General features: G+C 65.2%; 15 protein-coding genes. 11 read left to right on the plus strand and 4 right to left on the minus strand.

Translation table 11 applies throughout. The features are described 5' to 3' along the window. Positions 1 to 5 precede the first annotated feature (5 nt). From Q0799_RS04120 to hypE, 3 genes are read left to right on the plus strand one after another with little or no spacing between them, the layout of a single operon-like run. Positions 6 to 254: a HypC/HybG/HupF family hydrogenase formation chaperone gene (locus tag Q0799_RS04120; protein WP_028993704.1), complete on the plus strand. Its 249-nt coding sequence runs from the start codon at positions 6 to 8 to the stop codon at positions 252 to 254. After that, positions 254 to 1,378 (plus strand): hydrogenase formation protein HypD, encoded by a 1,125-nt coding sequence (gene hypD, locus Q0799_RS04125; protein WP_298394586.1) that lies wholly within the window; start codon positions 254 to 256, stop codon positions 1,376 to 1,378. The genes Q0799_RS04120 and hypD overlap by 1 nt, the downstream gene beginning before the upstream one ends. Beyond that, complete coding sequence (gene hypE, locus Q0799_RS04130) at positions 1,371 to 2,423, plus strand: hydrogenase expression/formation protein HypE (protein WP_298394589.1); 1,053 nt, start codon at positions 1,371 to 1,373, stop codon at positions 2,421 to 2,423. Before hypD ends, hypE begins: the two co-directional genes overlap by 8 nt. Before the next feature lie 7 nt (positions 2,424 to 2,430). On the opposite strand, the gene Q0799_RS04135 is transcribed toward hypE, so the two are convergent. Further along, positions 2,431 to 2,631 (minus strand): hypothetical protein, encoded by a 201-nt coding sequence (locus Q0799_RS04135; RefSeq protein ID WP_281981556.1) that lies wholly within the window; start codon positions 2,629 to 2,631, stop codon positions 2,431 to 2,433. Positions 2,632 to 2,795: 164 nt separating this feature from the next. On the opposite strand from Q0799_RS04135, the gene Q0799_RS04140 reads away from it, so the two are divergent. The 4 genes from Q0799_RS04140 to Q0799_RS04155 are packed head-to-tail and all read left to right on the plus strand — an operon-like array spanning position 2,796 to position 8,366. Next, a complete protein-coding gene (locus Q0799_RS04140) occupies positions 2,796 to 4,472 on the plus strand; it encodes a hydrogenase maturation protein (protein WP_298394594.1) in 1,677 nt (558 codons plus the stop codon). Further along, positions 4,469 to 5,956 (plus strand): sigma-54 dependent transcriptional regulator, encoded by a 1,488-nt coding sequence (locus Q0799_RS04145; protein ID WP_298394597.1) that lies wholly within the window; start codon positions 4,469 to 4,471, stop codon positions 5,954 to 5,956. Before Q0799_RS04140 ends, Q0799_RS04145 begins: the two co-directional genes overlap by 4 nt. Continuing rightward, positions 5,953 to 6,948, plus strand: coding sequence for a HupU protein (locus Q0799_RS04150; RefSeq protein ID WP_028993699.1), 996 nt, complete (start codon positions 5,953 to 5,955; stop codon positions 6,946 to 6,948). Before Q0799_RS04145 ends, Q0799_RS04150 begins: the two co-directional genes overlap by 4 nt. Continuing rightward, positions 6,945 to 8,366: a nickel-dependent hydrogenase large subunit gene (locus tag Q0799_RS04155; RefSeq protein ID WP_298394601.1), complete on the plus strand. Its 1,422-nt coding sequence runs from the start codon at positions 6,945 to 6,947 to the stop codon at positions 8,364 to 8,366. Before Q0799_RS04150 ends, Q0799_RS04155 begins: the two co-directional genes overlap by 4 nt. On the opposite strand, the gene Q0799_RS04160 is transcribed toward Q0799_RS04155, so the two are convergent. Continuing rightward, positions 8,367 to 11,690: a PAS domain S-box protein gene (locus tag Q0799_RS04160; protein WP_298394606.1), complete on the minus strand. Its 3,324-nt coding sequence runs from the start codon at positions 11,688 to 11,690 to the stop codon at positions 8,367 to 8,369. It lies immediately after the preceding gene. A gap of 115 nt (positions 11,691 to 11,805) precedes the next feature. Here Q0799_RS04160 and speG point away from each other — a divergent pair, with 115 nt between their 5' ends. Continuing rightward, positions 11,806 to 12,342: a spermidine N1-acetyltransferase gene (gene speG, locus Q0799_RS04165; protein ID WP_298394609.1), complete on the plus strand. Its 537-nt coding sequence runs from the start codon at positions 11,806 to 11,808 to the stop codon at positions 12,340 to 12,342. An 18-nt stretch (positions 12,343 to 12,360) separates the two neighbouring features. Here the strand turns inward: speG and Q0799_RS04170 are convergent, their stop codons facing one another. After that, a complete protein-coding gene (locus Q0799_RS04170) occupies positions 12,361 to 13,326 on the minus strand; it encodes an AAA family ATPase (RefSeq protein ID WP_298394612.1) in 966 nt (321 codons plus the stop codon). 101 nt (positions 13,327 to 13,427) lie between these two features. Next, a complete protein-coding gene (gene ccoG, locus Q0799_RS04175) occupies positions 13,428 to 14,834 on the minus strand; it encodes a cytochrome c oxidase accessory protein CcoG (RefSeq protein WP_298394615.1) in 1,407 nt (468 codons plus the stop codon). 62 nt (positions 14,835 to 14,896) lie between these two features. Between ccoG and Q0799_RS04180 the strand changes: the two genes are divergently transcribed. Genes Q0799_RS04180 through Q0799_RS04190 form a run of 3 tightly spaced genes read left to right on the plus strand, consistent with a single transcriptional unit; the run spans position 14,897 to position 17,159 of the window. After that, positions 14,897 to 15,340, plus strand: a complete 444-nt coding sequence (locus Q0799_RS04180) for an Rrf2 family transcriptional regulator (protein WP_298394618.1) — start codon at positions 14,897 to 14,899, stop codon at positions 15,338 to 15,340. A gap of 60 nt (positions 15,341 to 15,400) precedes the next feature. Then, positions 15,401 to 15,865, plus strand: a complete 465-nt coding sequence (gene nikR, locus Q0799_RS04185) for a nickel-responsive transcriptional regulator NikR (RefSeq protein ID WP_028993686.1) — start codon at positions 15,401 to 15,403, stop codon at positions 15,863 to 15,865. Further along, positions 15,840 to 17,159 carry an ATP-binding protein gene (locus tag Q0799_RS04190; protein ID WP_298394623.1) on the plus strand — a complete coding sequence of 440 codons (1,320 nt, stop codon included), beginning with the start codon at positions 15,840 to 15,842 and terminating at the stop codon, positions 17,157 to 17,159. The genes nikR and Q0799_RS04190 overlap by 26 nt, the downstream gene beginning before the upstream one ends. The last annotated feature ends 27 nt before the right edge of the window (positions 17,160 to 17,186 follow it).

The following is a 17,186-nucleotide window of genomic DNA, read 5'->3' on the forward strand; positions in this document are numbered from 1 at the left end:
GCCCCATGTGTCTCGCTATTCCCGCCCAGGTCGTCGAACTGCGTGACGGCGACAACGCCGTCGTCGATCTTGCCGGCGTGCGCAAGGAAATCTCGCTGTCGCTGGTCGACGGCGTCGCCGTCGGCGACTACGTCATCGTCCATGTCGGCTACGCGCTGAACAAGCTCGACCCGGAAGAAGCCGAGCAGACGCTCAAGCTGTTTGCCGAAATGGGACAGCTGACCGCCGACGGCGACGGCCTGACGCTGCACTGATGAAATACATCGACGAATTCCGCGACGGCGAGGTGGCGCAGAAGATCGCCGCCAGCATCCGCGCCGAGGCCGACCCGAACCGCAACTACCATTTCATGGAATTCTGCGGCGGCCACACCCACGCCATCTCGCGCTACGGCGTCTCCGACCTGCTGCCGGCCAACGTGCACATGATCCACGGCCCCGGCTGCCCGGTCTGTGTGTTGCCGATCGGCCGCGTCGACCAGGCCATCCGCCTGGCGCTCGACGAGGGCGTGACCTTGTGCACCTACGGCGACTGCCTGCGCGTGCCGGCGTCCGACGGCTTGTCGCTGCTGAAAGCGAAGGCGAGGGGCGGCGACATCCGCATGGTCTACTCGAGCGCCGACGCCGTCACATTGGCGCAGAAAAACCCGGACAAACAGGTCGTCTTCTTCGCCATCGGCTTCGAAACGACGACGCCGCCTACCGCGGTGGCGATCAAGCAGGCCGCCGCGCTCGGCCTGAAGAACTTCTCGGTGCTCTGCTGCCACGTGCTGACGCCGTCGGCGATCTCCAGCATCCTCGAATCGCCGGAAGTGCGTCAGTGGGGCACCGTACCGCTCGACGGCTTCGTCGGCCCGGCGCACGTGTCGACGATCATCGGCAGCCGGCCCTACGAATTCTTCGCCGAGGAGTACCGCAAGCCCGTGGTCATCGCCGGTTTTGAGCCGCTTGACGTGATGCAGGCGATCCGCATGCTCATCCGCCAGGTCAACGAAGGCCGCGCCGAAGTCGAAAACGAGTTCTCGCGCGCCGTTGACCGCGACGGCAACCTGAAAGCGCAGGCCTTGGTCGCCGAGGTCTTCGAGATGCGCAAGCACTTCGAATGGCGGGGGTTAAACGTTTTACCGTACTCGGCGCTGCGCATTCGCGGCGCGTTCGCCGAATTTGACGCCGAAAGGCGTTTTTCCGTGAGCTATGCCTCTGTGCCGGATCACAAGGCCTGCGAATGCGGGGCGATCCTGCGCGGGGTCAAGCGGCCGCAGGACTGCAAGATCTTCGGAACGGTGTGCACGCCGGAGAATCCGGTGGGCTCGTGCATGGTCAGTTCGGAAGGCGCCTGTGCGGCGCATTACACCTATGGACGGTACAAGGATGTCTGAAACCCGCAAACCCTACATCCGCCCTCTCGACCTCAAGCACGGCCAGGTCGACCTGGCCCACGGTTCGGGCGGCCGGGCAATGGCGCAACTGATCGACGAGCTGTTCGCCCGCCATCTCGGCAACGAATACCTCGGCCAAGGCGACGACGGCGCCGTGCTGCCACTGCCGGGCGAGGGCCGGCTGGTCATGGCGACCGACGCTCACGTCGTCTCGCCGCTGTTCTTCCCGGGCGGCGACATCGGCTGCCTGTCGGTGCATGGCACGGTCAACGACGTTGCGGTGATGGGCGCCAGGCCGCTTTATCTGGCGGCCAGCTTCATCCTCGAGGAGGGCTTCCCGCTTGGCGACCTCGCCCGCATCGTGCAGAGCATGGCGGTGGCGGCGAGCGCCGCCGGGGTGCCGGTAGTGACCGGTGATACCAAGGTGGTCGAGCGCGGCAAGGGCGACGGGGTGTTCATCACCACCACCGGCGTCGGCGTCGTGCCGCCGGGGCGCGAGCTGTCCGGACGGCGGGCGCGGCCGGGCGATGTCATTCTGGTTTCCGGCACGCTCGGCGATCACGGCATGGCGATCATGGCCGAGCGCGAGAGCTTGGGTTTCGAGTCACCCATCGTCTCCGATACGGCGGCGCTGCATGGGTTGATCGAAACGCTGCTGGCCAGCGGCGTCGACCTGCGCGTGCTGCGCGACCCGACGCGCGGCGGGCTGGCGACGACGCTGAACGAGATTGCCCGCCAGTCGGGCGTCGGCATGATGCTGCAGGAGAAGGCGCTACCGGTGAAACCGGCGGTCAATGCCGCCTGCGAGTTGCTCGGGCTGGATCCGCTTTATGTCGCGAACGAAGGGAAACTGGTCGCCATCTGTGGCGAAAAAGATGCGGAAATGCTGCTATCGGTCATGCGCGCTCACCCGCTTGGGCAGGCGGCGGCCATCATCGGTCAGGTCGTCGCCGACGATCATCATTTTGTCCAGATGACCACGGCTTTCGGTGGGCGGCGAATGGTGGACTGGTTGTCCGGCGAGCAGTTGCCGCGGATCTGCTGAGGTGCTTTCAGTGTCGCTCGGCAAGCACCAGGCTGCGCACTTCGCCGACTTCGAGCAGCACCATCTCGCGGGCATCGGCAAGGTTGTCGGCGTTGCGGACATAGAAGAGGTCGCTGCGGCCATCGGGATAGCGGACGGCGGCGACATAGTCGACGCGTTGCCGGGGGGCGACGCGGGGGCGGGACGATTTGCGCTGAGTGGCGACCATGCTGGTGAACTCCCTGAAACATTTTTTCGCATCCTAGCGAAATGCAAGTGATTGAAAAATATAGCGAAGGTCATAGCTGTGCCCAAAATGAATAGGCGCTTGCCGGCAATCCCCGTGGTAGCGCCATTCACGCTTTTTGCCTCTTGGAAAAAAACCTACATAACATGCGGATATTATTCATAACGCACAGCTTCAACAGTCTGACGCAGCGCCTGTTCTGCGAATTGGCCGCGCGCGGACACGAGCTCAGCGTCGAGTTCGACATTGCTGACTCGGTGACCGAAGAGGCGGTGGCGCGCTTTCGGCCCGATCTTTTGCTGGCGCCGTTCCTCAAGCGGGCGATTCCGGCGTCGGTGTGGTCGGTGCTGCCCTGTTTCGTGGTGCATCCGGGCGTTCCCGGCGATCGCGGTCCGTCGGCGCTGGACTGGGCGATACAGCGCGGTGAACCGCACTGGGGCGTGACCGTGCTGCAGGCCGAGGCCGAAATGGATGCCGGCCCGGTCTGGGCCAGCGCGAGCTTTGCCATGCGCCCGGCGGCCAAGGCCTCCCTGTACCGCAACGAAGTCACCGAAGCGGCGGTGCGCGCCGTGCTGCAGGCGGTCGAACGTTTCGCCGCCGGCGACTTCGTCGCCCAACGTGTGCCCGGTGTGGCGCACCCCTTGATGGGCCAGGCCGACCGGAGAATCGACTGGAACACGCAGTCGACCGCCGATATCCTCGCCCGCCTGCACGCAGCCGACGGCTTTCCGGGCGTTGCCGACGAATTGTTCGGCGCGCCCTGCCACCTGTTTGATGCGCACCCGGAAAGTGAATTACGCGGCGCGCCGGGCGAGTTGCTGGCGCGGCGCGAGACGGCCGTCTGCCGGGCAACCGTCGACGGCGCAGTGTGGATCGGCCACGTCAAGCGCCCGGGTGGGATCAAGTTGCCGGCGACGCTGGCTTTTCCGGAAGCGGTCGGCTTGCCGGAAGTGACCCTGGCCGGCTGGCAGCGCGCGGTGCAGCCGACCTGGCAGGACATCGCCTGGTCGGCGGCCGACGGCGTCGGTTTCCTGTCCTTCGATTTCTACAACGGCGCGATGAGCACGGCACAGTGCAGGCGCCTGACCGAGGCATTCCGCTGGGCGACGACGCAGCCGGTGCGCGTCATCGTGCTGACCGGTGGCAGCGATTTCTGGTCGAACGGCATTCATCTGAACGTGATCGAATCCGCCGACAGTCCGCCGGACGAATCCTGGGCCAACATCAACGCCATCGACGATCTGGCCGAAGCCATCCTGCGCTGCACGACACAACTGACCGTCGCCGCCGTCGGAGGCAACACCGGGGCCGGCGGCTGTTTCCTGGCGCGCGCCTGCGATCGGGTGTGGGTGCGCGACAGCGTCATGCTCAATCCGCACTACAAGAACATGGGCAACTTGTTCGGTTCGGAGTTCTGGACCTATTTGCTGCCACCGCGCGTCGGTGCCGACGGCGCCGCGGCAATCATGCGCCATCGCCTGCCGATGGCGGCGGCCGAGGCGGTGCGTCTGGGCTTCTACGATGCCTGTCTGCCGGCGCCGGGCTTTGCCGTCGATGTCGCCCGCCGGGCCGTCGAACTGGCGCAGGATGCAGGTTTTGCGGGGCTGCTGACGGACAAGAATGCCCGCCGCGCCGCCGACGAGGCGGTCAAGCCGCTGGCGCAATACCGCGACGAGGAACTGGCGGCGATGCGCCGCAATTTCTACGGCTTCGACCCGGCCTATCACGTCGCGCGTTATCATTTCGTCCAGAAAAGCCCGCATTCGTGGACGCCGCGTCATCTGGCGCGGCACCGCGATCTCGACTGGAAGATTCCCGCATGAGCTTGCCCGTGTTGCGCCGCCTGCCCGCCGTCCTCGTCGTCGATGACGAGTTGCGCTCGCAGGAAGCCCTGCGGCGCACGCTGGAAGAGGATTTCGAGGTGTTCTGCGCGTCCAGCGCCGACGAGGGAATGGCGATCCTCGAAATGGAGGAAAGCACCGCCGGCATCCGCGTCATCCTCTGCGACCAGCGCATGCCCGGCACCACCGGCGTCCAGTTCCTCAAGGAAGTGCGCCAGCGCTGGCCGGACATCGTGCGCATCATCCTGTCCGGCTATACCGACGCCGAGGACATCATCAGCGGCGTGAACGAAGCCGGCATCTGGCAATACCTGCTCAAGCCCTGGCAGCCCGAACAACTGTTGCTGACCTTGCAGCGCGCCGCCGAGGTATGGCGTCTGCAGCAGGAAAACCAGCGCCTCAGCCTCGACCTGCGCACCGCCGAGCCGGTCCTGCGCCGCCGCGTCGACAGCAAGCAGGACAAGGCACGCAAGGTCTTCGGCCTGGCCGCGCTGGTGCGCGGGCCGGGCAGTCCGCTCGATCCGGTCTGCGATCTGGTCGGTCGCATCGCCCCGTACGACCTGTCGGTGATGGTCACTGGCGAATCCGGCACCGGCAAGGAAATGGTCGCCCGCGCCATCCACTACGAGAGCAATCGCGCCGACAAGCCCTTCATTACCGAGAACTGCGGTGCGGTGCCGGATACCCTGCTCGAATCGGAATTGTTCGGCTACAAGCGCGGCGCCTTCACCGGCGCCGTCGATGACCGCATCGGCCTGTTCCAGCAGGCCGACGGCGGCACCCTGTTCCTCGACGAGATCGGCGAAACCAGCCCGGCCTTCCAGGTCAAGTTGCTGCGCGCGCTGCAGGAAGGCGAGTTTCGCCCGCTCGGCAGCAACAAGTCGGTATCGGTCGATGTCCGGGTGATTGCCGCCACCAACCGCGACCTCGACGAGGATGTGCGGACCGGCCGCTTCCGCGAGGATCTCTACTACCGGCTGGCGACCATCCCGGTACATGTGCCGCCTTTGCGGCAGCGGCCGATGGATCTGCCGCTGCTGGCTGCGCGTATCCTGGAACAAAGCTGTGCCGCGCTGGGCAAGCCGGTGGCCGGGTTTGCCGCCGAGGTGCTAGCGGTGTTCGCGGCGTATTCCTGGCCGGGCAATGTGCGCGAACTGCAGAACGAAATCCTGCGCATGGTGGCGCTGGCCGATGGCCCGACCCTGGGCGCGGGATTGCTGTCGCCGCGCTTGCGCCAGGCGCCGGCAGTCGATGGCGGCAGCGTCGGCGCAAGCTGGACCGACGGCTTGTCCGGCAATCTGCGCGAGCGCATGGAACAACTCGAATTGCGCGTGCTGCAGGCTGCCATGCAGCGGCATCACGGCAACAAGTCGCGCGCCGCGCGTGAGCTCGGCCTGTCGCGCGTCGGCCTGCGCGCCAAGCTGGCGCGCTACGGTCTGGCTGACGAAGGGCAGGGGGACGAATGAAAGTCCTCTGGTTGCAAAGCGGCGGTTGCGGCGGCTGCACCCAGTCGCTGCTGTGCCACGAACCGCGGCCGCTCTTCGACGAGTTGCGCGACGCCGGCATCGACTTCGTCTGGCATCCGGCGCTGTCGGAAGCCAGCGGCGAAGAGGCATTGGCGGTACTGGAAGATTGCGCGGCCGGCCGGCGCGAATTCGATGTGCTTTGCGTCGAGGGGGCGATGCTGCGTGGGCCGAACGGTACTGGCAAGTTCCACCTGATGGCCGGCAGCGGCCGACCGTTGACCGAGTGGGTGCAGCGGCTGGCCGAGCAGGCGAAGTGGGTGTTCGCCATCGGTTCCTGCACCGCCTGGGGTGGGTTTTCGGCGAGCACGCCGGGTAATCCGCTGGAGGCCTGCGGCCTGCAGTACGACACCGACACGCCGGGCGGATTGCTCGGCAAGGGATTCATCTCCCGGGGCGGTCTGCCGGTGGTCAATATTGCCGGCTGTCCGACGCATCCGGGCTGGGTGGTCGATACCCTGGAAAAGCTGGCCATCGACGGCCTGCGCACCAGCGATCTCGACGAAATCGGCCGCCCGCTGTTGTACGCCGAGCAACTGGTCCATCACGGCTGCCCGCGCAACGAGTTCTACGAATTCAAGGCCAGCGCCGAAAAGCATTCCGACCTCGGCTGTCTGATGGAAAACCTCGGTTGCAAAGGTACGCAGGCGCACGCCGACTGCAACACGCGGGCCTGGAATGGCGCCGGTTCCTGCCTGAAGGGCGGCTACGCCTGCATCGCCTGTACCGAGCCAGGGTTCGAATCGCCCGGCCATGCCTTCCAGGAAACGCCAAAATTGGCCGGCATCCCGGTCGGCCTGCCGGTCGACATGCCGAAAGCCTGGTTCGTCGCACTCGCCGCGCTGTCCAAGTCGGCAACGCCGAAACGGGTGCGCGACAACGCCGTCGTCGACCACACCGTGGTCCGGCCGGGTGTGAAAAAGGGCGGCAAATGAAGCGCATCCAGGTCGGTCCGTTCAACCGTGTCGAAGGCGATCTGGAAATCGGTCTCGATATCGACGCCGGCCGGGTTGTCGCCGCGCGCGTCAATTCGCCGCTGTTCCGGGGCTTCGAGCAGATCCTCGTCGGCCGCGACCCGGCCGATGCCCTGGCCGTCGTGCCGCGCATCTGCGGCATCTGCTCGGTCGCCCAGTCGGCGGCGGCGGCCTCGGCACTGGCCGCGCTGGCCGGCGTGACGCCGCCGCCGAACGGGCAACTGGCGAGCCGGCTGGTGCTGGCGACGGAAAACCTGGCCGACCACCTGACGCATTTCCACCTGTTCTTCATGCCCGATTTTGCCCGTGCCGCCTATGCCGGGCGCCATTGGCACGATGAAGTCGCCCGGCGTTTCACCGCCCAGCAGGGCAGCGCCGTTGCTCCGTGGCTGCAGGCACGCGCCCGCTTTTTCAACCTGACCGGCTTCCTGGCCGGCCGCTGGCCGCACACCCTGGCGCTGCAGCCGGGTGGCAGCAGCAAGGCGATGACCGCCGCCGAACGCATCCGCATCCTGGCGCTGCTGCGCGAGTTCCGCGCTTTCCTCGAAGGCAGGCTGTTCGCCGATTCGCTTGAAGCCTTCGCCGGTCTTGCCGCCTTCGACGAGCTGCAGGCATGGGCGGCCAGTCGCGACGGCGATTTCGCCCTGTTCCTGCGCGCTGCCGGCGATCTCGGGCTGGAACGCTGCGGTCGCGCGGCCGACCGCTTCCTGTCCTACGGCGCCTACGGACTGTTTCCGGCCGGTCTGTGGCAACCCGATACGGGCGCTCAGGTGCTCGATCCGACAAAGATCGCCGAAGATGTCAGCCATTCGTGGCTATATGGCGACGTACCCTTGCCGCCGGCGCAGGGTGAAACCCGTGTCGATGCCGACAAGGCCGATGCCTATACCTGGTGCAAGGCCCCGCGCTACGGCGGTCAGGTGGTCGAAACCGGTGCTTTATCCCGACAACTCGTCGCCGGTCACCCCCTGTTGCGCGATCTGGTCGCCCGCCATGGCGGCAGCGTCACCGCCCGCATCGTCGCCCGCATGGTTGAAGTCGCTCGCATCGTTCCGGCGATGGAAAACTGGGTGCGCGCCATCGAGCCGGGCGAACCCTTCTGCCTGCCGGCGCCGCTACCCGACAGCGGCCAGGCCGTTGGCCTGGTCGAAGCCGCACGCGGCGGCCTGGGCCACTGGCTGAGCGTGAAGCGCGGTCGTATCGAGCGCTACCAGATCATCGCCCCGACCACCTGGAACTTCTCACCACGCGACGCCGCCGGCACACCCGGCGCCCTCGAACAGTCCCTGGTCGGCCTGCCTGCCGGCGACGATGCACCACCGACCGTGCAGCACGTGGTGCGCAGCTTCGACCCGTGCATGGTGTGCACGGTCCATTGATCACTGGCCGGGCTGACGTCCTTTCCTCAGCCACTTCAGCAACTTGGCGAACAATTCCTCCGGGGTGACCGGTTTCGGGATGAAATCATCCATGCCGGCTGCCAGGCATAGCGCGCGGTCCTCGGCGAAGGCGTTGGCGGTCATTGCCAGGATGGGGGTGTCGGCATATGCTGGATCCTGACGGATGGCCCGGGTTGCTTCGAGGCCGTTCATGCCGGGCATCTGAATGTCCATCAGGATCAATGCGAAATGCTGCCGGCTGCAGGCGGCGAGTGCCTGGATGCCGTCTTCGGCGACATCGACGATCAGGCCGGTATCGGCCAGCAGCATGATGCCGATTTCGCGGTTGATGGGTTCGTCCTCGACGAGCAGTATGCGCTGCCCGGCGAAACACTCGCCCAATTCCATTTCTGCCGAACTGTCCGGCAACAATGCCGTCGATTCCCGGGATGTCTTCCGGATGCGCAGGCGGACCGTCAGCCAGAAGTTGCTGCCCTGGCCGGGTACGCTGTCGACACCGGTCTCGCCGCCCATCATCATGGCCAGCTTGCGGGTGATGGCCAGGCCCAGCCCGGTGCCGCCATAGCGCCGGGTGGCCGAGTTGTCGGCCTGCTCGAAGGCGGTGAACAGGCGTGGCAGTGTGTCGGCGGGAATCCCGATGCCGGTGTCTTTGACCGTAAAGCGCAGCAGCGCAGCCTGTCGGGTCTGTTCAAGGATTTCGACATGGATGGAGATGCTGCCGGTCTCGGTGAATTTGACCGCGTTGGCCGCATAGTTGAGCAGCGCCTGCTGCAGCCGGGTCTGGTCGCCGAGCAGCGCGGGCAGTGCCGGTGGCAGGCTGATTTCCAGGTGCAGGCCTTTTTCCTGAAGCTTGTCCTGCAGGATGCTGGCAATGCTGTTGAGCATCGCCGGGATGTCCAGGCGGTTTTCCTCCAGGGAGAATTTTCCGGCTTCGATTTTTGACAGGTCGAGTACCGCGTTGATGATCTCCAGCAGGTGCCGGCTGGCGGTTTCGAGTTTGTCCAGTCGCTCGCTTTGCGGTTCGCTCAGTCCCGCCCGGCGGATCATGTAGGCCATGCCGGTGATCGCATTGAGCGGTGTGCGGATTTCATGCGACATGTTGGCGAGGAAGGCGCTCTTGGCCACGTTGGCGGCCTCGGCCGCTTCCTTGGCGCGCTGCAGGTCGCGGGTGCGTTGTTCAACCTGTTCTTCGAGATGCTGGCGATAACGCGCGAGTTCTTCGGCCGTGGCCTTTTCGCGGGTGATGTCGTAGCAGAAGCCGATGAAGCCGATGAATTCGCCTTTGCTATCGTAGCGCGGCGTACCGTCATCGCGTATCCAGCGATATTCCCCGTCGGCGTGACGCAGGCGATATTCCATCGAGAATGCTTGCCGGCGTTCGAAATGATCGACATAGACGGACAGGCAGTGCGTGAAATCGTCGGGATGCACGCCTTCTGCCCAACCATTCCCCAATTCGTGCGCCAGTGACTGCCCGGTGAAGTTCAGCCAGGTCGTATTGAAATAATTGCAGCCCTTGTCCAGGCCGGAGGTCCAGATCAGCGCGGAACCCGAGTTGGCCAGCGTGCGGAAATGCTGCTCGCTCTCGTGCAAGGCGGCTTCGGCCTGCTTGCGTTCGTTGATGTCGGCAATGATGCCGACCAGGCCAAGCACGCTGCCGTCCGGTGCATACAGTCGGCGGCCGGTCAGATGGCCCCAGAATTCGCTGTGGTCGTTGCGCCAGTAGAGGCGTTCCAGATCGACTGCGTCGATGGTGCTGGCCAGCAGCGCGAGCATCCGTTCTCTGCCGGTTTCCCTTTCGTCCGGGTGGATCAGCGATACATACTCACTGCCGATCAGTTGATGCAGCGGAATGCCAAACATTTCGGCCATGCGCTGGTTGGCATGGGTCAGCCGTCCCTGTTGATCGACCAGCAGGATGGCGACGCTGGATGCCTGGAAAATCTGTTCGAGCAGGGCTTCTCGCGCTGCCAGTTCGGCCTCGGCGGCCTTGCGTGCCCGCATGTCGGTACAGAAACCCATGACCTGTCCATCGGGCAGGATGGTGGTGCGCAGGGCGACGGGGATTTCGTGGCCGTCCCGGTGGCGAATGCACATTTCGGTATCGCGGCGACCGCCCTGCTTGATGATTTCGAACAGTTCGTCGTGTTGTGCGGCTTGCTGGTGCGGTGCCAGATCGGTCACCGACATGGTGAGCAGGCTTTCCCGCGGGTAGCCGGTCAATTCGCAGGCCGCCGGGTTGACCTCGCGGTAATGGCCGTCGGGATCGGCGATGAAGATTCCGACCGGTGCCGTTTCGACGTAGTTCCGGAAGCGCGACTGGCTGTTCAGCAGGCGCTCGGTGTCGCGCAGATGCTGCCGCCAGAAGCGGTCGATCAGCCAGCCGGCAAGCAGGGTGACGAGCAGGAAGACGGCGCCGAAAGCCCCGAGCTTTCGGGTTTCGTCCTGCCAGTTTTCCAGGTAGTCCTGCGGCGCCATGCCGACCGCGAGAATGAACGGCAGGTTGCGCATGCGCCGGAAGGCATAGGTGCGCTCAAAGCCATCCGGCGCGTTCGCGGTATGGAAACTGCCGCTGGCGACCCCGGCGTTGAGGAGGTCCAGGAAGGGTTGCGACACCGCCTTGTGCCCGACTTGTCCGGCTTCTCCCTCGACGTGGGGATAGCGGGTGATCAGGCTCAGGTCGTCAAGGCGGATGACGGCGCTGCCATGGGGCCCCAGGTTCAACCGGGACAGTTGCGTCGTCAAACGGGCGATCGGTACGGCGGCGGAAACGACCCCGGCAAAGCGGCCGTCCGGGTAGCGGTAGGAACGGGTGAAGGCAATGACCGGCAAACCGGAAACACGGCCGATGATGGGCGGGCTGAGCAGCATGTGTTGACCGGGGGCGGCCTGATGCCTGGCGAAGAAGGCCCGGTCGGCGTAACTGGCCGGGGCCTGAGGGGTGACGCCCTTGCCCCACAACACCCGCCCCTGTTGATCGGTGATCCGGAAGGCATCGACTTCGGGAACCCGTTCGGCCTGCACGCGCAGCATGTCGGCAATGCGGGCACCGTCGAGGCGCTGGTTGCGCAGATTTGTCTCCATGCTGTCGACCACGCCCAGCAGGGCAAGATCAATATGCTTGGCGGTTTCGGCAATGTTCGTTTCAAGCAGATTGGCCAGGTTGCCGGTGGCGTCGTATACCGCCTGGATGTCGCGTTCCTTGCTGTATTGCAGGCTCTGGATGCCAACGGCGAAAACGATGGCGTTGATCAGCAGGACGAATGCAAACAGCCAGCCCCGGAGGTGCCGGTGGGTGAGCATGGCGTCGGTGCTTGTGGGGGACAGGATCGAGCTCCGTGGCGGCGTGACAATTCGCTGACAGATTACACCTTCTGCCGGCGTTAGAATCGGGTTTGCATCTGTTGAAGGAGGCGCCATGCCTGAATCATTGATCCTGCGACCCCTGGAGCGCGAAGACCTGCGCTTCGTCCACGAACTGGACAACAACGAAACGGTCATGCACTACTGGTTCGAGGAGCCTTACGAGGCCTTCGTCGAACTAGCCGATCTTTACGACCGCCACATCCACGACCAGAGCGAGCGCCGCTTCATCGCCGAGACGGCGGGTGAGCGGGTTGGCCTGGTCGAGCTGGTCGAGATCAACCACATCCATCGCCGGGCGGAATTCCAGATCATCATCGCGCCGGCGCATCAGGGTAAAGGGTATGCGACCGCTGCCACGCGGTTGGCGATGGATTACGCCTTCACCGTGCTCAACCTGTACAAGCTCTATCTGATCGTCGACTGTGCCAACCTGCGCGCCGTCAATGTCTATGCCAAGCTCGGCTTCACCGAGGAAGGACGTTTGCGCGAGGAGTTCTTTGTCGACGGCGAATACCGCGACGTTCTACGCATGGCCATGTTTCAGCCGGAATACCTGCGCCGGCGCAAGGAGCTGGCGGCGACGACCTGAGGTCGTCGCCGGCCGTCGTCAGAAGCCGATCTTGCGGCTGCGCCCCATGCGGGCCTGGTCGAAGTCGCGGCTTTCCAGCCAGTTGCGGCCTTCCAGCTTGGCCGTGCCGAATGCCGACAGCAGGCGCTTCTTCATGTCGCGCGGCGGCAGCGAGGCCAGGCGGTCCAGCACGCCGTCGTCGGCGTCGGGCGGGAAGCCCCAGTCGTGCTCGTTGATGCAGTCGCGGTAAAGCGCGCGGGCGATGCTCAACGAAGCGTCGTAGTCGGGACGCGGCACTTCGTAGACGTTCATCCGGTTGAGGATGGGCTCCGGGATGCTGCGTTCGTCGTTGGCCGTGGTCACCCACAGGATGTGCGAGGCGTCGATGTCGATATCGACGAACTCGTCCTTGAAGGCGCGGGCGGTGTCGTGTTCGAGTAGGCTGTAGAGCGCGCCCATCGGGTCGTAGCGCGAATCGCCGCCGGCCTTGTCGATCTCGTCGAGGACCACGACGGGGTTGGCGTAGTCGCCATGGACCAGGGTCTGTGCGACCTTGCCGGGCTTGGCGTTGTTCCACTGCGCCGAGGCGCCGGAGAGGATCCAGCCGGCGGTGAGCGAGCTCATCGACACGAATTCGTGGCCGGTGCCCAGACGAGCCGCCAGTTCGCGGGCGAAATGGGTCTTGCCGATGCCGGGTTCGCCAAGCAGCAGGATGGGCGTGAAATGCATCGGCTCGCTACCGGCGACGGCCAGCGCCAGATGCTTCTTGATGTCGTCGATGACTTCGCCGAAGTTGGGGCAGGTGTCGTACAGGTCGTCGACCATGTCGGTGCCACTGGGGCGGATCAGGAAGCGGCCACCGCCGCGCTGCTTCATCTTTTCGTAGAGCGCGCCCAGGGCTTCGTTGCGGTTGCCGGTGGCCTCGTCGAGGGCGCGGTCGATGGCCGCGACGTCGTAGATGGTGCGCTCTTCGGCGACGGTGAGTCGGATGTCGGTGTGTGCCATGATGACTTCCTCCTGGACGGCTTGCCTGATTTAACGGAGCCAGGACGACCCGGCTTGAGTCGTCTCGGCTACACCGTCAACGAAGCATTTCCCGTGCCGGTTCATGGCATCCAGAACGAAGCCTTCTGGTCGACGTGGATTTCCGGGTTGTCGACGTCGCTGATGCGGAAGCTGATCGGATGCGAGCCGGCATCGGCGCTGCCGGGCTCGACCCGCACCGACAGGGCGATTTCCTGCATGCCGGCGGCCGGGACGCTGGCCCGGTTGGCGCCGCTGATGGCGATCCCGGGCAGGCCGCTGACCTCGATGCGGAAGTTGCGCGGCTGTTCGCTGGCGTTGGTCAGGTGCATGCGGAAGGCGTTTTCGATGTCGCCATTGTCGCTTTCCCGATAAAGCGCCGCGCGTTCCTTCTCGATGCCGACCTTGAGCGGGGCACGGGTCGCCAGCGACCAGGCGCTGACGCCGCCGATGAGCAGGAATGCACCAAGATAGAGCATCGGCCGTAGGCGCCAGGTGCGGCGGATGATTTCCTGGCGGCCGAAACCTTGCTCGACGGCGTTTTCGGTCGAGTAGCGGATCAGCCCGCGCGGATAGTTCATCTTGTCCATGACCTGGTCGCAGGCGTCGATGCAGGCGGCGCAGCCGATGCATTCGAGTTGCAGGCCGTCGCGGATGTCGATGCCGGTCGGGCAGACCTGGACGCAGATGCTGCAGTCGATGCAGTCACCCAGGCCGATGGCTTTGGGATCGGCATTTTTTGCCCGGCTGCCGCGCGCTTCGCCGCGTTGTGCGTCGTAGGCGACGATCAGCGTGTCGCGGTCGAACATCACGAACTGGAACTGGGCGTACGGGCAGATGTACTTGCACATGTGCTCGCGCAGGAAGCCGGCCATGCCGTAGGTGGCGCCGCCGTAGAACAGGATCCAGAAGATTTCCCAGGGGCCGGTGGCGCCGCTGGCGAAGCCGCCGAGCAGATCGCGGATCGGCGTGAAGTAGCCGACGAAGGTGATCCCGGTCCACAGCGCAATTGCCAGCCAGATGGCGTGCTTGAGCGATTTCTTCAGCAACTTGTCGCGGCTGTTCGGCGCCGCGTCTAGCTTGATGCGTTGCGGCCGGTCGCCCTCGATCCACTTCTCCACCCACAGGAACATCTCCGTGTACACCGTCTGCGGGCAACTGTAGCCGCACCACAACCGCCCGGCGACGGCGGTGAACAGGAACAGCGCCAGCGCCGACAGGAGCAGCAGGATGGTCAGGTAGATGGTGTCCTGCGGCCACAGCACCAGGTCGAACAGGTAGAAGCGGCGCTGTTCCAGGTCGAAGAGCACGGCCTGCCGGCCGTTCCAGGGAAGCCAGCACAGTCCGTAGAAGACGATCTGGGTGAGCCAGACGAAAGCCACGCGCCAGTTGTTGAACAGGCCGCTGACCGAGCGCGGGTAGACCTTGACGTTGGGGTCGGGCACCGGTTTGATTTCGATGGTCCGCTTGCCGGGGGATTGCTTTACCATGGGGTCCGAAGGGTCTTATATAACATGTATAATTTTTGCATCTTATCATCCGGAGGGGGCAGATGCGACTGAGCAGCTTCTCCGACTACAGCCTGCGTGTCCTGATGTACCTCGGCGTGCATGCCGGGCGCCTGGCGACCATCGGCGAAATCGCCGAGGCCTACGGCATTTCCGGCAACCACCTGACCAAGGTGGTGAATCACCTCGGGCGGCTGGCCTATATCGAAACGGTACGCGGCAAGGGCGGCGGCATCCGGCTGGCGCGACCGGCGGCCGGGATCCGGCTCGGCGAACTGATCCGGCAGACGGAAAACGACTGGGCGCTGGTCGAGTGCTTCGCCAGCGACGGCCATTGCCGGATCATGCCGGCCTGCCGCCTGCCGGCCATTCTCGACGAAGCGCTGGCGGCGATGCTGGCGGTGCTCGACCGCTACACGCTGGCCGACCTGCTGCATCACCCCGCCGAACTGGGGCGGATGCTTCCGCTGGCCGAGCCGGTGCCCTGATCTTGCATGCACGGGCGAATGGCGGCATTGTGGCAGGCGTGTTTTCTAGGAGCCTGATTGATGGAACGCTTCACCATTTCGCTGGATGATTCGCTGGCCCGGCAGTTCGACGAACTGATTGCCGCCCGCGGCTACGTCAATCGTTCCGAAGCCGTCCGCGACCTGATCCGCGGTGCGATCGAGCACGACCGACAGCGCGGCAAGCCGGCCGGTCAATGCGTGGCCAATCTGTCCTATGTCTACGATCACCACGAGCGCGAGCTGTCGGAGCGCCTGACCCGCTTGCAGCATGACCACCACGACCTGACCGTGGCGGCGATGCACGCCCACCTGGACCACGACAACTGCCTGGAAACGGTCATTCTCAAGGGGGCGACGGCCGACGTCCGGCAATTTGCCGACGCCCTGATCGCCGAGCGCGGCGTGCGCCACGGCCATCTCAACCTGGTGGCGCTGGAGGCCGAATACCACCACGCCCACGACGCCCATGGCAGTGACCATGTCCACTACCGCCCCACCCGCTGAATTCGCCGGCGGCGGCGAGCAGGCCTGGATCGAGGTGATCCAGAAGATGGACGAGGTCTATAACGACCTCCTCCAGTACGAAGTCGCCCTCGAAGAAAAGAACGCCGCGCTCGAAGAGTCGCACCAGTTCATCGAGAGCGTGCTCGCCTCGATGTCCGACATCCTCATCGTCTGCGACCGCAACGGCGGTATCGAAGAGGTCAATCCCTCGCTCTGCCACTTCGCCGGCAAAAGCATGGAAGAGCTGGCGCACACGCCGGTCTTCGACCTGTTCGCCGACGAAGTCGAGCGCGCCCGCGCCCGCGACCTGTTTGCCCGCTACGCCCGCGAAGGCGTGCACGATTGTGAGTTCTTCCTGCGTGCCGGTGACGGCTCGACCGTGCCGGTGTCGATGAACTGCACGCCGCGTGTGTCGCAGACCGGCAAGCTGATGGGCGTGGTGGTCACCGGCCGGCCGGTCGGCGAACTGCGCAAGGCCTACCACGCCCTGCGTCAGGCGCACGACGACTTGAAGCGCACGCAAAGCCAGCTGCTGCACGCCGAAAAGATGGTTTCGCTGGGTCGGCTGGTGGCCGGCGTCGCTCACGAACTGAACAATCCGATCAGCTTCGTGCTCGGCAACGTGCTCTCGCTGCAACGCTACGCCGGCCGTCTCGGCCGCTACATCGATGCGGTGCACGCCGGCGAGCTCGCCAGCCTGCCCGAACTGCGCCGGGAACTCCGGATCGATCGCATCCTGGCCGACATGCCGCAGCTGATCGACGGCATGATCGAAGGCGCCGAGCGTACCCGCGACATCGTCGACGCGCTCAAGCGCTTTTCCGCCGTTGACCGTGCCGCCCCCGAGGAGGTCGACGTCAACGAGGTGGTCGAGCGTGCCGTCCGTTGGGTTGCCCAGAGTGCCGCCGGCAAGTTCGCGGTCCGGGTCGATCTGCCGCCCGGCCTGCGCTGTCGCGGCTCGTCCGGCCAGTTGCAGCAGGTGGCGATGAACCTCGTCCAGAATGCCTGCGACGCCACCGCCGGTCAGGCGGATGCGCAACTGCTGGTCAGTGGCCGGGTCGCGGACGGGAAGCTGGTGCTGCGCTTCCTCGACAATGGTCCCGGTATTCCCGAAGCCAATCTGGCGCAGTTGTTCGAACCCTTCTTCACCACCAAGCCGGTCGGCCAGGGTACCGGTCTCGGCCTGTCGATCAGCTACGGCATCGCCGAACGCCACGGCGGCCATCTGCGCGCCGCCAACCGCCCGGAAGGCGGGGCGGAATTCACGCTGACACTGCCGGTGGAAAGTTGCTGACCACTTTGCTGTTTGTGTCGTAGTGCA

The organism is uncultured Azonexus sp., from assembly GCF_937982035.1.
GTDB lineage: Bacteria > Pseudomonadota > Gammaproteobacteria > Burkholderiales > Rhodocyclaceae > Azonexus.